Origin of the sequence: Kitasatospora sp. NPDC057940 (genome assembly GCF_042887425.1) — a bacterium.
Taxonomy (GTDB): domain Bacteria; phylum Actinomycetota; class Actinomycetes; order Streptomycetales; family Streptomycetaceae; genus Kitasatospora.
This window is the reverse complement of sequence record NZ_JBHVPH010000001.1, coordinates 654,864-672,163: the sequence shown is the minus strand read 5'-3', so window position 1 is coordinate 672,163 and position 17,300 is coordinate 654,864. Positions and strand designations below refer to the sequence as shown.

At 74.2% G+C, this 17,300-nt stretch carries 16 protein-coding genes; 7 read left to right on the top strand and 9 right to left on the bottom strand.

The window, feature by feature from the left end:
- Positions 1-62 precede the first annotated feature (62 nt).
- The 4 genes from ACFVTF_RS02880 to ACFVTF_RS02865 form a co-directional block, all read right to left on the bottom strand.
- Complete coding sequence (locus tag ACFVTF_RS02880; RefSeq protein WP_387808130.1) at positions 63-1,859, bottom strand: threonine/serine exporter family protein; 1,797 nt, start codon at positions 1,857-1,859, stop codon at positions 63-65.
- Positions 1,860-2,068: 209 nt separating this feature from the next.
- The gene (locus tag ACFVTF_RS02875; protein ID WP_350878332.1) at positions 2,069-2,722 is read right to left on the bottom strand and encodes a VTT domain-containing protein; all 654 of its coding nucleotides are present in this window, start codon (positions 2,720-2,722) and stop codon (positions 2,069-2,071) included.
- Between the two features lie 152 nt (positions 2,723-2,874).
- Entirely contained in the window at positions 2,875-5,232 is a 2,358-nt protein-coding gene (locus ACFVTF_RS02870) for a hypothetical protein (protein ID WP_387808126.1), read from the bottom strand.
- A 61-nt stretch (positions 5,233-5,293) separates the two neighbouring features.
- Positions 5,294-7,255: an ATP-binding protein gene (locus tag ACFVTF_RS02865; protein ID WP_387808123.1), complete on the bottom strand. Its 1,962-nt coding sequence runs from the start codon at positions 7,253-7,255 to the stop codon at positions 5,294-5,296.
- A gap of 344 nt (positions 7,256-7,599) precedes the next feature.
- Here ACFVTF_RS02865 and ACFVTF_RS02860 point away from each other — a divergent pair, with 344 nt between their 5' ends.
- Complete coding sequence (locus tag ACFVTF_RS02860) at positions 7,600-7,914, top strand: hypothetical protein (RefSeq protein ID WP_371518187.1); 315 nt, start codon at positions 7,600-7,602, stop codon at positions 7,912-7,914.
- Between the two features lie 52 nt (positions 7,915-7,966).
- Here the strand turns inward: ACFVTF_RS02860 and ACFVTF_RS02855 are convergent, their stop codons facing one another.
- Positions 7,967-9,196: a TetR/AcrR family transcriptional regulator gene (locus ACFVTF_RS02855; RefSeq protein WP_387808120.1), complete on the bottom strand. Its 1,230-nt coding sequence runs from the start codon at positions 9,194-9,196 to the stop codon at positions 7,967-7,969.
- Positions 9,197-9,405: 209 nt separating this feature from the next.
- On the opposite strand from ACFVTF_RS02855, the gene ACFVTF_RS02850 reads away from it, so the two are divergent.
- On the top strand, positions 9,406-10,563 hold the full coding sequence (locus tag ACFVTF_RS02850) for an acyl-CoA dehydrogenase family protein (protein WP_363617680.1): 1,158 nt from the start codon (positions 9,406-9,408) through the stop codon (positions 10,561-10,563).
- A 119-nt stretch (positions 10,564-10,682) separates the two neighbouring features.
- On the opposite strand, the gene ACFVTF_RS02845 is transcribed toward ACFVTF_RS02850, so the two are convergent.
- A complete protein-coding gene (locus ACFVTF_RS02845; RefSeq protein WP_063348761.1) occupies positions 10,683-10,949 on the bottom strand; it encodes a hypothetical protein in 267 nt (88 codons plus the stop codon).
- 145 nt (positions 10,950-11,094) lie between these two features.
- Between ACFVTF_RS02845 and ACFVTF_RS02840 the strand changes: the two genes are divergently transcribed.
- Complete coding sequence (locus ACFVTF_RS02840) at positions 11,095-11,412, top strand: cupin (RefSeq protein WP_371518184.1); 318 nt, start codon at positions 11,095-11,097, stop codon at positions 11,410-11,412.
- Between the two features lie 34 nt (positions 11,413-11,446).
- Here the strand turns inward: ACFVTF_RS02840 and ACFVTF_RS02835 are convergent, their stop codons facing one another.
- Entirely contained in the window at positions 11,447-12,058 is a 612-nt protein-coding gene (locus ACFVTF_RS02835) for a TetR/AcrR family transcriptional regulator (protein WP_371518183.1), read from the bottom strand.
- 135 nt (positions 12,059-12,193) lie between these two features.
- Here ACFVTF_RS02835 and ACFVTF_RS02830 point away from each other — a divergent pair, with 135 nt between their 5' ends.
- The gene (locus ACFVTF_RS02830) at positions 12,194-13,756 is read left to right on the top strand and encodes an MFS transporter (RefSeq protein ID WP_387808116.1); all 1,563 of its coding nucleotides are present in this window, start codon (positions 12,194-12,196) and stop codon (positions 13,754-13,756) included.
- A gap of 79 nt (positions 13,757-13,835) precedes the next feature.
- On the opposite strand, the gene ACFVTF_RS02825 is transcribed toward ACFVTF_RS02830, so the two are convergent.
- Together ACFVTF_RS02825 and ACFVTF_RS02820 are read right to left on the bottom strand one after the other, a co-directional pair.
- On the bottom strand, positions 13,836-14,114 hold the full coding sequence (locus tag ACFVTF_RS02825; RefSeq protein WP_063348757.1) for a type II toxin-antitoxin system RelE/ParE family toxin: 279 nt from the start codon (positions 14,112-14,114) through the stop codon (positions 13,836-13,838).
- 5 nt (positions 14,115-14,119) lie between these two features.
- The gene (locus ACFVTF_RS02820) at positions 14,120-14,401 is read right to left on the bottom strand and encodes a type II toxin-antitoxin system Phd/YefM family antitoxin (RefSeq protein ID WP_244293429.1); all 282 of its coding nucleotides are present in this window, start codon (positions 14,399-14,401) and stop codon (positions 14,120-14,122) included.
- 171 nt (positions 14,402-14,572) lie between these two features.
- Between ACFVTF_RS02820 and ACFVTF_RS02815 the strand changes: the two genes are divergently transcribed.
- The 3 genes from ACFVTF_RS02815 (at position 14,573) to ACFVTF_RS02805 (ending at position 17,298) form a co-directional block, all read left to right on the top strand.
- Entirely contained in the window at positions 14,573-15,142 is a 570-nt protein-coding gene (locus ACFVTF_RS02815) for an isoprenylcysteine carboxylmethyltransferase family protein (RefSeq protein WP_371518180.1), read from the top strand.
- Between the two features lie 301 nt (positions 15,143-15,443).
- A complete protein-coding gene (gene tatA / locus ACFVTF_RS02810) occupies positions 15,444-15,740 on the top strand; it encodes a Sec-independent protein translocase subunit TatA (RefSeq protein WP_387808111.1) in 297 nt (98 codons plus the stop codon).
- 151 nt (positions 15,741-15,891) lie between these two features.
- Positions 15,892-17,298 carry a hypothetical protein gene (locus ACFVTF_RS02805; protein ID WP_387808108.1) on the top strand — a complete coding sequence of 469 codons (1,407 nt, stop codon included), beginning with the start codon at positions 15,892-15,894 and terminating at the stop codon, positions 17,296-17,298.
- Positions 17,299-17,300: the final 2 nt, after the last annotated feature.

Sequence of the window (17,300 nt, the reverse complement as noted above, 5' to 3'; positions counted from 1 at the left end):
CCTGGTCCTGCGTGCGGCCTGCCGTGACATGGCCCGGAGCCCAACACCGGTCCAACGCGGGGTCAGAACCCGCGGGTGCGTTTGGCCGCCCGGCGCGGCACGACCGGGTACAGCGACGGGCGCTCGCCGCCGACCGGCAGCTTCATGAACATCCGGGCGATCTCACCGCCGAGGTTCACCCCGATCGCCAGCGCCATCGCGATCGCCGCCGCCCGGGAGACGGACACCAGGCCCGCGCTGGCGTGGCCCTGGGCGAAGGACAGCATCCCCAGGTAGAGCGCCGAACCGGGCATCAGCGGGCCGATCGCGGCGGTCACGTACGGCAGCGCGGAGCCGTTGCGGTAGCGCGCCATCAGCTGGCCGAACAGGCCGACCAGGCCGGCCGCCACCCCCGTCGCCACGATCGGGGAGATGCCCGCGTTGTACGCCAGCACGCCGTAGCTGGCCCAGCCGATGCCGCTGTTCAGGGTGACCAGCGCGAGCGAGCGGCGGTCGGTCTGCAGCAGCGTGGCGAAGGCCAGGGTCAGCAGCATCGCGGCGATCATCTGGACCGGCGGGTAGGTGACGCCCGCCAGGCTCTCGTCCGGCCGCAGCTTCGCCTCGAAGCCGACACCCAGGTAGAGGATCAGCATCACGCCGATCACGATGCCCGCGACCAGGTAGATCACCTCCAGCAGGCGGGCCGCGGCGGTGATGTAGAAGCCGGTCAGGCCGTCCTGGACGGCGGCGACCAGCGCCCGGCCGGGCAGCAGCGCGAACAGGCCACCGGTGATCACCACCGAGCCGCGCAGGCCCCAGTCGTTGAAGGACAGGATGATCCCGGAGGCGGCGGCCGGCATCGCGGCCGCCACGAACTGGTAGAACTCCGGCAGCCGGCGCCGGGCCAGCGTGGAGGCCAGCCGGTCGCCGAGGACGGCCGCGACGAAGGCGCTGGCGAAGACCAGCCAGGCCTTGTCGTCGATCCGCCCGCCGACCAGGAAGGTGGCCGCGCCGGCCAGCAGACCGGTGGTCAGCGCGAGCATCCAGCCCGGGTACGGGTGCCGGTTGCGGCGGATCAGGGCGAGCCGGCGGTAGGCGTCGTTGACCGTGACCTTCTCCGCGGTGATGTCCGCGACCAGCTCGTAGACCGCGTTCAGCCGGGTGTAGTCGGAGGTGCGGCGGCGCACCACCCGGTCGGCGGTGATCGGCGGCTCGACCAGCGAGGGCTGGTGCGAGATGCCGATCAGGGTGAAGGTCACCTGCGGCTCGCAGCGGTCCAGCCGGTAGGCGTGCGCGATGCCGAGCATCGCCGCCTCGACGTCCTCGGCGGCCTCGCCGCTGGCGAGCAGCAGCTCGCCGATGCGCAGCGTCAGGTCGAGGATGCGGGGGACGTTGCGGGTCGCGCCCGCGGAGGGGTGCAGCTCGCGGGCGGTCCGCTCGAAGGCGGGGCGCTCGGACATCGGCATCCGCAGCAGGGTGCGCATCCGGTCCGGCCAGGGCGCCTCGCCGGGGGCGCCGGCGGTCAGCTCCGGGACGACCGGGATGCCCATCGGCGGGGTGTAGCCGGCGGCCCGCCACTCCTCGGGGGTGAGGGTGTCCTCGGCGACCGATCGACGGCGGGCCGGGCGCGCGTCCTCCGGGCCGGGCGCCTGCCCGGGCGCGGGGTGCGGCCCGAGTGCGGGGTGCGGCCCGAGCGCGGGGTGCGGCCCGGACCCGGCGGGCGCCCCGGGCTCGGGGGCCGGCTCCCGCTCCGGCTCCGGGGACAGCAGGCCCCTGGTCTCCGTGATCGGCGGGACGAAGGGGACGACGGTGGCGGGCTCGACGGTCGGGGCCGGATGGCCCAGCAGGCCCTCGGTGGGCGGCGCCTCGGCGGGGTCCACCGGCCGTGGCGGCGGCGTCCGCCGGGTCTGACGGACCGCCCGGCCTCCCCTCGCCCGCTTGCCTGCGCCCGGTCGGCCCCGCTTAGGCACTTCCGCTCCTTGCCGCCCCTGGTGGCCGTCGGCCACCGTTCGATCTCGGGTTACACCTTGCCTGATCGAACTGCCGGACGCACATGTACGCGGCGTACCCCGGCGGGGGCCGCGGACGCCTACCCGGCGCGGTGGCGGTCGGCGGACGCCGCGCCGGAACGGCGGGCCCGCAGCAGTTCGACCGCCACCGGGACCACCGAGACCAGCACGATGCCGACCAGGATCGCCTCGATGTTCTCCCGCACGAACGGGATCTGGCCCAGGAAGTAGCCGAGCACGGTGACGCCGGCGCCCCACAGCACGCCGCCGACGAGGTTGAAGACCACGAAGGTGCGGTAGTTCATCCTGCTCACCCCGGCGACGATCGGGGTGAAGGTGCGCACGATCGGCACGAAGCGGGCCAGCACGATCGCCTTGGGACCGTGCCGGTCGAAGAAGGCGGCGGCCTTCTCCACGTTCTCCTGCTTGAAGAGCCGGGAGTCGGCGCGGCGGAACAGGCTCGGCCCGACCTTGCGGCCGAACAGGTAGCCGACCTGGTCCCCCGCCACCGCGGCGGCCACGATCAGCGCGCAGACCAGCCAGAGCGGCTGGTGCAGGTAGGTGCCGCCGGCCACCAGCAGGCCGGTGGTGAACAGCAGCGAGTCCCCCGGCAGGAAGAAGCCGATCAGCAGTCCGGACTCGGCGAAGACGATGGCCAGGATGCCGATCAGGCCGAAGGCGGAGATCAGGTTGGTCGGATCGAGCCAGGACGGGCCGAGGGCGAGGCTGGTCACGGGCGGACACTCCTGGGGGTCGAGTCTTGGCAATGAAATGGTAAAGCATTTACCAAGACTCGACAGATCCCGGGATGGTTCCCGCTCCGGGCACGCGCGCGACGCCCCCCGTGGCGCGCGTGCCCGGGCCGGACCGGGCCAGAGGTCAGAGGTCAGAGGCCGTAGCGCTCGACGATCTCCTCGTGCCGGGCGGCGTCCGCGCCCGCCGCCTTGGCCAGGTCGAGCCAGGCGAGCGGGTGCGGCCAGTCGCCGGTGAGCCGGTGCAGCAGCGCGTCGGCCTCGGCGGCGGAGGCCGTCGGCGGCACCCCGAGGGCGGCGTACACGCCGGGCAGCGTGCCGTCCTCGTCGGCCGGGTCGGTGATGCGGTACTGCTCCCCGCTGTACGCCCAGACCGCGTGGCCGGCCTGCTGGAGGCTCTCGCGCAGCGCCGCCCACGGCTCGTCGCCGGGCCAGCCGCCGTCGATCCAGTACGTGGTGTACCCCGCCGGGTCGAGCAGGGTGAGCAGCTCGAACACCGGGCGCCAGCCGTGCCGCTCCTCCTCGGGGGCGTCCTCGGCCGGCGGCGGCTCCAGCAGCGCCGGGGCGAAGACCACCACGTCGCCGTGGTTGAGCGTCAGGTCCTCACCGAGCACCGGCAGGATCCGGGCGGTGGCCGGACCGGTGCGGACGGCGGGCAGGTCGGCGGTGGCGCCGTTGGTGCGGGTGGCCCGGACGGTGACCAGCTGCCACTCCTCGTCCACCGGCCCCTCGGGCTCGTCGAACTCGATGCCGAGCAGCGCGCCCGCGGAACGGACCGCGGCCCAGTCCCGGTTGGCGGTGGCCGCCGTGATCAGGTGCCAGAGGTCGGACTCCTGGACGGTGCGGTGGCGCTCCTCCTCCGGGGCGGCCTCGGCGGGCAGCGCGTGCTCCAGGAGCTCCTGGTACAGCCGCTGCGCGGTCGCGTGGTCGCCCAGTTCGGTGGCGGCGCCGGCGGCCAGCCGGCGGGTGTTGATCCGGCTGGCGTCCAGGGCCAGGATCGCCTCGCACTGCTCCAGCACCTCGGCCCAGCGGCCCTCGGCGGCGGCCCAGCGGGCGCGTATCCAGTGCCCGTCCTCCGGGCTGTCGTCGGCCAGCCGGTCGGCGAGGCGGCGGACGCCCTCGCCGTCCCCCGCGTCGATCAGGGCGGAGCCGAGCATGCCGATCAGCACCTCGTCGGCCGGGGCGGTGTCGAGCCAGCTCCAGAGCAGGTCGGCGGAGGCCCTGGCGTGGCCGAGGCCGCCGAGCACCGCGGCCAGGTTGACGGCCAGTTCGGTGGCGCCGGCCTGCTCACCCCGGTACCGGTCCAGGGCGACGGAGAGCAGGTCGGCGCCGGTCTCGTAGGGCACACCGACCTCGGCCAGGTGCGCCGCCAGCTCGCCGGGCGGGACGGGCAGCTCGGGCTCCGGCAGCGCCTCGGCGGCCGCCCGCAGCGCGGCGACCTCCGCGGCCACGCCGTCGGTGCGGCGCAGCTGGGCGAGCTTGCGCTCCCCGGTCGCGGCGAGGGTCAGCGCCACCGTCCGGGCGCCGCGGGCGAGGGCGAGCCGACCCGCCGCCAGCAGCAGGTCCACGCACGGGCGGTGCGAGCCGGTGCCGTCCAGGTAGCCGACCCAGCCGGCCACGGCGGCGCCCAGCTCGGCGTCGTTCTCCCAGGCACCGGCCGCGACCAGCAGCTCGACCGTGTGCGTCCAGCCGTCCCGCAGGTCGGCGTGGCGCTCGGCGGCCTCCCGGTCGGGCAGCAGCGCCAGCGCCTCCTCCGTCCGGCCGAGCGAGGCCAGCGCGCGGGCCCGCAGCAGGCCGCCCCAGAGCCGGTCGCTCTCGTCGATCTCGTGGCCGCGGGAGCGCTCGGCCTGCTCGGCGGTGTCGAGCAGCGCGAGCACCTCCTGGTGCCGGCCGAGCCGGTGCAGGGTGCCGGCCCGGGCGTGGTGGAAGTGCAGCGAGAGCCGCTCGCCGGCCGCCTGGATCCGGGTGGCGGCGGTGTCCAGGTGGGCGAGCGCCTCGGTGTGGCGGCCGTCGTCCTCCAGCGCGTCGGAGTACTCGCGGGAGAGGCAGTCGAAGCAGGCGCGGCCGGGCTCGATCCGCTCCAGCGTCTCGCCGAGCACCGCCAGCCGCTCCGGCACGTAGCCGGGGCCGTCGACCCGGGCGTGGCAGATCGCGAAGTCCTGCACCACGCAGACGGACTGCGGGCAGCCCGCCGTCTCCTCGCGGTGGGCGAACTCCAGCAGGTCGACCGCCTCGGGCAGGGCCTGCTCGCCCTGGTGGCGCTTGTTCAGCAGGTTCTGCATCCGCCAGTGCCGCAGGTAGACCTCGACCCAGGGCAGGCCGAGCGCCCGGGAGGCGGCCAGCGCCTCCGGGTAGACGGCGTCCACCTGGTCGTTGCGGCCCTCGTTGGCGTGGCCGGGCAGCTCGTAGATGGCGTCGGCCAGCCGCCGGTGGCCGGCCTCGGCCAGCTGGCGGTGGGCGTCGTGGACCCAGGCCCAGATGTCGGTACTCATGTGGTGTCCCCCTGCGTGGTGCTGATGTGATGTCTACCGCGGACCACTGACAATCCGTCCGTCACGCCTCGTCCGGGAGGGCGCCGAGGGTGTCCGGGACGCCCGGCAGGCCGGCCGGGACGGCGGCGGTCAGCGCCGAGACCGCGGTGCCGACGCCGGACAGCGCGGCGGTGAGGTCGCCGCCGGACGAGCCGGTCGAGCCCGCCGAGGCGGCCGCCATGATCACCTTGAGCGAGCGGAGCAGCCCCGCCGCCGTGGCGCTGCCGGTGTGCCCGGCGCGGTAGGCGGCGAGCAGGCCCAGCACGGCCGGGCAGGACAGGTTGAGGTAGAGGCGGGCCCTGACCTCGCCGTCGGTGCGGGCGGTGAACGCCCGGGCCAGCCGCAGCGCCGCGGACGGGATCCGGGCGTCGGCCTGGTCGTCCTCGATCCGGGCCTTCAGCTCGGCCTCGCGGTCCGGCACCAGGACCAGCGGCAGGCCGGGCGGGTCGAACCGGGCCGGGACGAGCTGCTCGCCCTCGTCGGCGAGGGCGCCGGCCAGCCAGGCCGCCTCACCGGCCGGCAGCGGGCGCTCCGGGTCGCGGAACAGCTCGCGGTCGCCGTGCTCGCTGCCCAGCTCGACCAGGCGGCAGCCGCGCAGCTGGGCGTAGCGGCGCAGGAAGGGCAGGACGGCGTAGCGGTCGCCGCGGGCGATCGGCACCCGCATCGCCCGGTACAGCATCTCCTCGAAGCCACCGCCGCTGCCGAGCGCGACGTGCACCGCGCCCCCGCCCGCGGCCCGCAGCGCGCCGGCGGTGAGGTCGCCCTGGGAGGTGGGGACGGGGACGTCGTCGGCGAGCAGGGTGAACAGCCGCTCGTCGCAGAGCGCGGCGCCGAGCAGGTCCTGGCCGTGCCGGGTGAGGATGCGGCGCCAGGCGGCGGGCCGCAGCCGGGCGGTCTCGTACAGGCCGTCGACGATGGCGTCGGTGAGGGCGCGCTGGAGTGCGCGGTAGTGGTCGTCGCGCTGGAGGTCCTCGCGGCTGGCGGTGGGGGTGAGCCGGCTGGACTCGACCACGCCGCCGATGAACCCGGCCCAGCTGGGCAGCAGGTCGCGGGCGTCCTCGGCGAGCAGCATGCCGCGCAGGTAGACGGCGAGGTCGCGGTTGTCGCTGCTGCCGTAGGTGCCGCCGTCCTGGACCCAGAGCAGGCCGATCGCGTCGGTGCCGCCCCCGGACCCTCCCCCGCTGCCGCCCTCGGTGCCGCCTCCGGTGCCGCCCTCGACCGGGTGGACGGGGAAGGCGGTGAGCGGCTCGAAGCGGCGGCCGAAGGCGGTGGCGAAGCGCATCCGGGCGGCGTGCTGGTCACCCGGCACGCTCTGGCGCCAGGGCACCTCGACGTTGTTGACGGGCTGCTCGTCGTCGCCGACGTAGACCGGGATCGGCAGCAGCACGCAGTACCGGCCGAGCACGTCGCGCAGCGCGTCCTCGTCGGCGAGGTGGGCGTGTTCGGCCTTGAGGGTCAGCTCGACGACCGTGCCGGGGCGGGGCCGGGCGGGCACCGGGTCGACCTGGTACTGCTCGCCGCCCCGGCTGCGGTAGCGGTGGCCGAGGTGCGGTTCGCGGTGCGAGGTGGTGGTGACGGCGACCTCGTCGGCCACCGAGAAGGCGGAGAGGAAGCCGAGGCCGAAGGCGCCGATCAACTCCTGGTTGCCGGTGAGGTCGCGCAGCATCCGGGTGTAGCCGGTGCCGACGGTGGCGAGGTAGGCGTGGATCTCCGGCTCGGTGAGGCCGGCGCCGGTGTCCTCGATGGAGACGGTCCGCCGGACGGCGTCGCCGCGCACCCGGATCAGCGGGCGGTGGTCGCCCTCCGGGTCCTCCAGGAGTCGGCGGGTGTGCGAGTCGTGGGCGTTCTGGACGAGTTCGCGCAGAGCGACCAGCGGGGTGGAGTAGAGGTGGGTGGCGAGGACGTTCACCAGTCCGCCGAGATCGACCTCGGTCGTACGCAGATCCTCGGCGGGGGCGGGCTCGGGCGGGGCACCTTCAGACATGGGTCCCCAGTGTGCCAGTGCGACTATCCGGCCACCATTTCTTTCTCCCTGAAAAAACTCGGTCAACTCCACGTTGACAGCGCAGGGTTGTCCGACCTTGCCGTCCCGTACGTCAACTTCCGTCCCCACCAGCGGTTTTGGATGGTCTGAGATGCCTTCGTCGGACCCGTCGGGCAATCTCCGGATATGGCGTCACCATGACACCATCGGGGGAATTGCCACCCGTTTGGTGGAGTTCGTCCACGCTGCTGGTGAATGCTGAACGTGCGACGTCAGGCAACGGCGCCACGGAGCGGCCACTCCGGATCGCGCCACATTTCGCACCCCAGCTCAGGGAGACCACCGTGTCCCGTATCCGCGCAGCCGCCGCCACCGCCCTCGGGGCGTTCCTCCTCGTCGGCTTCGGCGCCGCCGGCGCCCACGCCGACAACGGCGCCGGTGCCATCGACCACTCCAACAGCAGCGTCGTGAGCAACACCGGCTCCGCCAACGTCATCGGCAACGTCCACGGCAACGTGGTCGTCACCCAGCAGACGGCCACCGGCTCGGGCGCGAGCAACCAGAACAACGGCCTCGCCGCGACCGGCAACGGCGGCAACATCGGCGCCCTGCAGGGCAACGGCAACCTCGACGCCCGGGCCTTCTTCCCCGTCGGCTAGACCCGCCCCGCCCCGGGCGCAGCCACACCCTCCGGGCCGGGTGCCCGCTCCGTCAACGCGGGGCGGGCGCCCGGCCGCCGTCCGTTCCGGGCAGTCCGAGGACGGCCCGGCCGAGGTGCAGCAGGCAGTCCCCCAGGTCCGGGCGGGCGCTGTGCGGGCGGTTCCGCACCCCGTCGTTGACCAGCGCGAACAGGGCGTGGACCCGGATCCGGGCCTCGACCGCGTCGTACTCGGGCCGGACCCGCCGCAGCAGACCGACCCAGGTGCGCAGGAAGTCGCGCCGGAAGTCCACCGCGACCCGGCGGTCCGGCGGGGCCAGCCGCTCCGTCTCGCTGAGCATCGCGCCCAGGTAGTCGCCGTTGCGCAGCGCGAAGCCGACGTACGCGCCCAGGCCGGCCGTCAGCGCCGCCTCCGGCCCGGCGGCGGCCGCGAACGCGCCGTCCACCTCCTGCCAGAGCCGTTCGCGGCTGCGCACCAGCGAGGCGGCGAGCAACTGGGCCTTGCTGTCGAAGTGCCGGTAGACGCTGGGGCCGGAGATGCCGACGGCGGCGCCGAGTTGGTCGGTGCTGACGTTGTCGAAGCCGCGCCGGTGGAAGAGCCGGACGGCCGCCGCGAGCAACTCCTCGCGGCGCGCCTGCGGCCTGGGCTCCGGCGACCCGGGGGCGACGGGATCGGCGGCGGGGACGATGGCGGGACCCGGGTGGGCGGCGGAATCCGGGTGGGCGGCGGCGCCGCCCGGGGAGGCCGCGAGGACGGCGGCGACGAGTTCGCGCAGCACCGCCTCGGCGCGGCGCGGCTGCGGCGCGGCCGACTGGTAGGAGAGCCCGGTGCAGGCCGAGAGCGCCGACCAGCAGAGCAACTCGGCGTCCGGCAGAGGGAGTTCCGGCCGCCCGGCACACAACACGGCGGTCATCAGCGCGACGTCGGCACGCAGTTCGCGGCGCAGCGCCGCCCGCCGGGCCGGCGGCAGCAGCCTGGCGTCGCGCTGCACCAGGGTGCCGAGCGGGCGGTGTCCGACCGCGACGGCGGCCAGCGCGGCGCCGAGGTCGCCGGTGGTGCGGGCCCCGCGCAGCCCGCAGGCCAGCGCGTCCAGCCCCAGCCGGAGGGCGCGGTCGAGCAGTTCGGGCTTGCCGCGGAAGTGCCGGTAGAGGGCGGGCGCGGTGATGCCGACCCCGGCGGCGACCTCGGTCATGGAGACCTGGTGGTAGCCGCTGCGGTGGAACCGGTCGGCCGCCACGGCGAGGATCTGGGCGCGCCGCCCGGGCGGTCGTCGGACCACCATGGCGAGCCTCCCTCCCGCGCTCCGGACTGCCGACCGAAGGCTAGCAAGGATTCACTTGAGGGCGCCGACCCCCGGTGACCACCGGCCTTTTCCGGCGCCGTCGACCCTGGACAGCCGAAGCTACCCGGGATTAACTTGTGAGGCCATCACCTGGCACGTTCAGCCCCTGCCGGCGCCCGCAGCCGGTCACCACCGAAGGGAGCGCCGCCGTGCGCCGCACCGTGTTCAACGAGGACCACGAGGCCTTCCGGGAGACCATCCGGGACTTCATCGCCAACGAGGTCGTCCCGGTCTACGAGAGCTGGGAGGCCGACGGCCACCCGCCGCGAGACTTCTACCGGCAGCTCGGCGCGCTCGGCGTCTACGGCATCGAGGTGCCGGAGGAGTACGGCGGCGCGGGCGAGAGCGGCTTCAAGTACCAGACGGTGATCACCGAGGAGACCGCCCGGGCGGGCGTGAGCTTCGGCTCCTCGGGCGTGCACACCGCGCTGGTCCTGCCCTACCTGCTGGAGTACGCCACCGAGGAGCAGAAGCGGCGCTGGCTGCCCGGCTTCGTCTCCGGCGACATCATGACCGCCATCGCGATGACCGAGCCGGGTGCCGGCTCCGACCTCGCGGGCATCGCCACCACCGCGAAGCTCTCCGAGGACGGCACCCACTACGTCCTGAACGGCGCCAAGACCTTCATCACCGGCGGCGTGCTGGCCGACCTCGTCCTGGTGGTCTGCCGCACCGCCCCGTACGACCCGGACAACCGCCGGGCCGGCCTGTCCATCCTCTGCGTGGACACCACGTCCCCCGGCTACACGGTCGGCCGCAAGCTGCAGAAGATCGGCCTGCGCACCTCGGACACCGCCGAACTGGCCTTCAGCGACGTCAGGGTGCCGGTGGAGAACCTGCTCGGCGAGGAGGGCCGGGCCTTCTCCTACCTGACCCACAACCTGGTGCAGGAGCGGCTGGCGATCGCCGTCAGCGCGTACGCGTCGGCGGCCGCGGCGGTGCGGTTCGCGCTCCAGTACGTCAAGGACCGCAAGGTGTTCGGCAAGGCGGTGGCCGAGTTCCAGAACACCAAGTTCACCCTGGCCGACTGCGAGGCCCAGGTGGTGGCGCAGCAGTCGATGGTGGACCGCGCGCTGGAGCTGTACCAGCAGGGGGAGCTGACCGTCGCCGACGCGGCCGCCGCGAAGCTGTTCTGCACCGAGTCGGCCTCCACCGTCATCGACAAGTGCCTTCAGCTGCACGGTGGTTACGGCTACATCCTGGAGTACCCGATCGCCCGGCTCTACACCGACAACCGGGTGTTCCGGATCTACGGCGGCACCAGCGAGGTCATGCGCAGCATCATCGCCAAGTCGCTCGGCCTGTAGGCGGGCCCACAGCCGCGGCGGGCCGCACCCCCATGGCGGCCCGCCGCACCCGGCCGGGGGCACTCGGGCGGAGCCGGCGTGCTCGGTTGGACGGGTGTGGCCCGGTTGGGCGGGTGCGCTCAGTTGGGCGAACCGTGCTCCGCGCGCCAGGCCTCCCAGCCCGCGCTGGACGCCACCTTCGCCTCGCGCAGCGCCCGCTGGGCGAACGCGGCCGGCGCGGTCTCCAGGCTGCGCACCCAGCTGCGGCCGGCCGTGGCCAGCGCCGCGCACACCATCGCCGCCCCGGCCACGCCGAGCACGGCGCCGATACCGGTGAGCAGCGCGCCGCCGGCCAGCAGCGAGCGGTTGACCTGGAACCCGCCGGAGACTGTCTCGTTGATAGCCATGCCTCCACGATGCGGGCACTCGCCGGGGGCTGCACGTCGAACGGCTCCGGGTGCGCGAGCCGGGCGCGTCCGCGAACCTGGGCACACGGCGCCGGTCCGGCGGCGCCCGGGGTCGGCCCGGCACGCCGGGTCAGGAGGACGCGCGATGCCCGATCTCGAACAGCTCGCCGTGGAGCACGTCGCCCGGGCGGCAGAGAGCCCGCACGGGCGCAGCGCCCACCTGGTGCTTCACGACGGCGTCCTGCGGCAGACCGTGATCGCGCTGACCGCGGGCACCTCGCTGGACGAGCACACCCCGCCGACCGCCGGCAGCGTCCAGGTGCTGCGCGGCCGGGTCTCGCTGACCATCGCCGGCCGGCACCTGGAGCTGCCCGTCGGACGGCTGGAGCCGGTGCCCCAGGAGCGGCACGGGCTGCTGGCCCACGTCGACTCGGTGGTGCTGCTGACGGTGGTCACCGCCTAGCGGGGCGGCAGCCGTCGACAGCGGGCAACCGCCGTCAGCGGGCGGTGGCGGGCGGTGACGGCACCGCGGGGCCGAACACGCTTCCGCTGACCAGCCGCAGCCCGCGCAGGAAGTCCCGCCCGTTCGGCGCCAGTTCGGGGGCGGCCAGCCACTGGGCGGCGTACCCGGCGAGCAGGGTCTGGTAGAAGGAGCCGCGGACGACCTCCTCCTCGGTGTCCGGCACTTCGGGCAGCCCCTGGAACAGCGCGGCGAGACCGAGCCGGCCCTCCTTCTGCGCCTCCGCGAACGCGTGCGCCAGCTCGGGCGCGTGCGCGGCCTGGGCGAGCGCCTCGAACTGGGCCGCCCAGAGCCCGCGGTGCTCGGTGAAGACGGTCCTGAGACCGTCCCAGACCGCGGCGAAGCGCTCCTCCGGGTCGTCGGACACCCGGTTGGCGGCGTCCACCACCGCGCCCAGGGACGCCCCCATCTCCCCGATCGCCTCGATCATCGCGGCGTTGAGCAGCGCGTCCTTCGAACCGAAGTGGTAGCCGATCGCGGCCAGGCTGACGCCCGAGGCGGTCGCGACGTCACGGGCGGTGGTGCGCCCGTACCCCTTCTCGTACAGGCAGCGCTTGGCGCCGGCCATCAGGTCTTCGCGGTTTCCCATGACCCGATCCTACGGAAGGACTGCACAGATGTCTTGCACGAATGTCTCGCACTGACGTCTCACACTTTCGTCTCGCACGAGCGATTTACACATACGTACTAGACAAGCGTCTGACACGTCCGTACCGTCTTCCCCATGACCGCAACCACCGGCCGCGCAGGCCGTCGCGAATGGATCGGCCTGGCCGTCCTCCTGCTCCCGACCCTCGTCCTGGCCATGGACATGGGCGTGCTCTTCTTCGCCGTCCCCTTCATCTCCACCACGCTGGCGCCCAGCGGCACCCAGCAGCTGTGGATCATGGACGTGTACTCGTTCCTGCTCGCCGGGCTGCTCATCACCATGGGCTCGCTGGGCGACCGGATCGGCCGCCGCCGGCTGCTGATGATCGGCGCCGCCGGCTTCATCGGCGCCTCGCTGCTCGCTGCCAGGGCCGACACCGCCGGCCAGCTGATCGCCGCCCGCGCCCTGCTCGGCGCCGCCGGGGCCACCGTGATGCCCTCGACGCTCGCGCTGATCCGCAACATGTTCCACGACCCCAGGCAGCGGCAGATCGCCCTCGGCGCCTGGGGCGGCGTCCTCACCGCCGGCGCCACCCTCGGCCCGGTCGCCGGCGGCCTGCTGCTCGACCACTTCTGGTGGGGCTCCGTGTTCCTGGTCGCCGTCCCGGTGATGGCCCTGGTACTGCTCACCGGGCCCGTCCTGCTCCCCGAGTACCGCTCCACCGCCCGCACCGGCCGCTTCGACCTGCCCGGCGCCGCGCTCTCGATGGCCGCGATCCTGCCGCTGGTCTACGGCGTCAAGACCCTCGCCGTGGACGGCTGGAGCCCGCTGCCCGCCCTCGCCGTCCCGGCCGGCCTGCTGCTGGCCGCCGCGTTCGTCCGGCGCCAGCGCACCGCCGCCGACCCGCTGATCGACCTCGGCCTGTTCCGGATCCGCACCTTCAGCGGCGCGATCAGCGTCAACACCATCGCGATGTTCGCGATGATGGGCTTCTCCCTCTTCACCTCGCAGTACCTGCAGCTGGTCAAGGGCATGAGCCCGCTCACCGCCTCGCTCTGGTCGCTGGTGCCCAGCGTCGGCGTCGGCGCGGCCGTCGGCACCAGCTCGGCGCTGGCCGGCAAGGTCCGCCCGGCGGCCCTGATGGGCGGCGGGTTCCTGGTCGGAGCGGCGGGCTTCGCGCTGATGACCCAGGTCGGCGCGCACTCCCCGCTGGCGCTCATCCTCGTCGCGGCGGGCGTCCTCGCCGCCGGCACCGTCGGCACCATGACCATGACCGCAGAAATGGTCGTCTCCGCCGCCCCCGCCGAGCAGGCCGGCGCCGCCTCCGCCACCTCCGAGACCGCCGTCGAACTCGGCAGCTCGCTCGGCATCGCCCTGCTCGGCGCGGCCGGCGCCGCCGTCTACCGCCACCAGCTGGACGGCGCCCTCCCGGCCGGCGTCGACGGCGAGGCCGCCCGGGCCGCCCAGGACACCCTCGGCGGCGCGGTCACCGTCGCCGGCCACCTGCCCGGCCGGATCGGCACGGACCTGCTGGAGACCGCCCGGGCCGCCTTCACCGACGGCCTGCACGTCGCCGCGGTGGTCGGCCTGCTCTTCGCCCTCGGCGCCGCCCTGCTGGCCTACCGCCTGATGCGCCACCTCCCCGCCGCCGCCCCGGCCCCCGAGGCCGAGGCCGCAGCCGAGGCCGTCACCGTCTGACCCACCCGGCCCGATCCACGCGAGTCATCGAGAGCCCCCGCCCCCACGGGCGGGGGCTCTCCGCCGTTCCCACCGATCCCTACCGGTGCCGGTAGACCTCACGACGGTTGCCGACCGCCATGACCCAGACGATCAGCACCCCGTCCTCGACGGTGTACAGCACCCGGTAGTCCCCCACCCTTAGCCGCCACCGAGCTTGGTGCCCCTGGAGCGACTTGATGTCGAAGCCCGAGGTGTCGCCGACGTCCAGCGCCTTCTGCAACTCGGCGAGGCGGTGCAGGATGCGGACAGCGTCCGGCCTGGGCACCTTGAGAAGATCCCGTTGCGCGCCAGGACTGAACCGCGTGACATACCCCATCGCGCTCAGCCGTGGTGTTCGCGGAGCATAGCGGCCATTTCCTCCAGCGACACGGAGCCTTCGAGGCCCTCAGCCTCCGCCTCGTCCGCAAGGCGGTTCAGCCACTCGTCCTCGGCCTGCTCGGCGACTTCCCGCAGGCGCTGGTACTCGGCGATGTCGATCACCACCGCCTCCTGCCGACCGCGCCTCGTGATGATCGTCGGAGTCTCGTCACGTCGCGCCCGGTCGATCACATCCGCGAGATGGCTCCGGACCTCGGCCATCGACTCGATCACTGGCTCGCTCATGACGTCAATGTAGCAGTTGTACATCTGTTACTTATCGAGTCCGGCGGGCCGGACGATCCACCTGGGGGTGGAGGCTGGGGAGTCCACCTCCGGGGGCGTGCGTCGGCGGGCTCCGGGGAGGACCGTGAAGGGGTATCTGGCCCGTCCCTCCTCTCCGCCGGGAGCCGCCGCATGTCCCTGACGACCCTGCTCTCCCTCCTCGGTCTGCTCTGCTGGGTCGGCTACGAGCTGATGCTGCGTCGCCGCGAGGACTCCGCCGCCGGCACCTGGCGCGCGGACGACCGCGACCGCGGCTCGACCCGGCTGCTGCTCGCCTGCTACGCCGCCGCGGTGCTGGTCGTGGTGCTGTTCGGCCGCGCCGGGATCGGCGAACTGCCGCTCTGGGCCCGCTGGTTCGGGATCGCGCTGATCGCCGCCGGGCTGGCCCTGCGGGCCTGGGGCATGCGCACCCTGGGCCGCTACTACACCCGCACCCTGCGCACCGTGGACACCCAGCGCGTCGTCCGCAGCGGCCCGTACCGGCAGATCCGCCACCCCGGCTACGCCGGCAGCCTGCTGGTCTGGACGGGCTACGCGCTCGGCCTGGGCAGCTGGCCGGCGGCCCTGCTGGTGCCGGCGCTGCTGCTCGGCGCGTACGGCTGGCGGATCGCCGCCGAGGAGCGGTTGCTGCTGGCCGCCTTCGGGCCGGAGTACGCGGAATACCGGCGGACGTCGAAGCGACTCGTGCCCTTCGTGTACTGAGCCGCCGCCGATCGGGCGGTTGCCGGCCGCGGACCCCGGCGACGCGACCGGAGGGACCCGAGGGACCGGAGAGGCAGGTGCTGCGCGGTGCGGTGCCGTGCGGGCTGGTCACGGGTGCGCGAGCCGGACCGGGCCGGTTCCGGCCGCCGCCGCCGGCGCTCGCGTTCCGCTCGAACGGCACCTGCTTTTTGGCCAGCGTTTCCCGGCCGGTGTATCCGTTCGCCGTCGTCGCCAGGCATACTGGCCAGCACGGGCGCTCGCCCACCCTTGACTCTAGACAAGAAGGGACCGGTGGCCAGGGATGCTGCGGAACGGTCTTGAGCCCTGGCACCTCCTGGTGGTGCTGGCGATCGTCATCCTGCTGTTCGGGTCGAAGAAGCTGCCGGAGATGGCCCGCGGCCTCGGCAAGTCGATGCGCATCCTGAAGGCGGAGACGAAGGCGCTGCGCGAGGACGAGGTCCCGGCGGACGCCGCGCAGAGCGCCGGCACCGCGCAGAGCACCGCCGCGCCGCAGCCGGCCGCCACGACCCCGCCGGCCGTCACGCCGACCAACGTGACCAAGGCCACCGAGACGAAGCGGCCCGAGACGGCCGTCTGAGTCCCGCTCTCCTCCGGAAGCCCCCGGTACCGTCCGACGACGGTGCCGGGGGCTTCTGCTGCATCCGGGCTGCTCGCGGCCCTCCCGGCTGGCCGTCCGATCTAATCCGTTATCTCCTGGTATGCACCAACCGGAGGAACGGAGTCGCGGCATGCCCACCGACGAGCCGGGCGACGAGCCGCCCGCCAGACCACCCGCCGGACCGCCGGGCGGACCATCCGGCGGACCCCCGGGCGGACCATCCGGCGAACCGCCCGCCGGGTCGCCCGACGAGCTGGCCGACCTGCGGGCCCGCCTGAGCGCCGCCGAGGCCCACCAGGCGCAGCTCACCCGGCAGTTGGCGACCCGCCCGGACCGCCACCGGGTGCGCTCCCTCTTCGCCGTCCTGCTGATCCTGCTGGCCTGCGTGCTGACCCCGCTGAGCGCCGTCGCGGTGTGGGCGAGGTCGGAGATCGGCGACACCGACCGGTACGTCGCGACCATGGCGCCGCTGGCCAGGGACCCGGCGGTCAGGGCGGCCGTCACCAACCGGGTCACCGACGAGGTCGTGGCGCGGATCCCGGTCGACTCGCTGCTCGACAACATCGCCCCCGACGACCGGCCCAAGCTCGGCGCGCTGCTGAACGGCATCGGCCAGGCCCTCACCGACGGGCTCACCGGCTTCGTCCACAACCAGGTCCAGCGGGTGGTGGACAGCGACGCCTTCGCCACCCTCTGGACGGACGTCAACCGGCAGGCGCACACCGCGATCGACCGGATGCTGACCGGGCAGGGCGGCGGCGCCGTCGAGGTCAGGAACGACACCGTGGTGCTCGACCTCGCCCCGGTGATCGCCCGGGTGAAGACCGCACTGGTCGACAACGGGCTCGCGCCGGCCGCGAGGATCCCGGAGATCCACACCTCGTTCACGCTGGTGCAGTCCGACGCCATCCCCAAGGTCCGCACCGGCCTGCGGCTGCTGGACCTGGCCGGCTTCTGGATGCCGGTGCTCACGCTGGCCTGCGCGGTCGGCGGGGTGCTGCTCGCGGTCCGGCGGCGCCGGGCGGCGGTCACGGTGGCGCTGGGGATGGCCGCCGGGGCGCTGCTGCTGGGCATCGGGCTGAGCGTGTTCCGGGCCGTCTACCTGGACGGGCTCCCCGCCGGGGTGGACCAGGCGGCCGCCCAGGCGGTGTACGACGCGCTGGTGCGCTACCTGCGCTCCGCCGTCCGGGTGGTGATCGCGCTCGGCCTGGTCGTCGCGCTCGGCGCCTGGATCAGCGGCGGCGGTCGCTGGGCCCGCACCGCGCGCAGCGGCTGGCACGCGGGGCTCGGCGCGGCCCGGAGCACCGCCGAACGGGCCGGGCTGCGGCTCGGGCCGGTCGGGCGGTTCGTCCACCGCTGGAAGGCCTGGCTGGGCTGGGCGGCGGTCGCGGGCGCGGCGCTGGCGTTCGTGCTGTGGAGCTATCCGACGGTGCTGGTGACGCTCTGCCTGGCGCTCGCCCTGGTCGCCGTCCTGGCCGTGCTGGAGCTGCTGGACGAACCCGGCCGACCGGACGGAGGAGCCCCGGCCTCCGCCTGAGG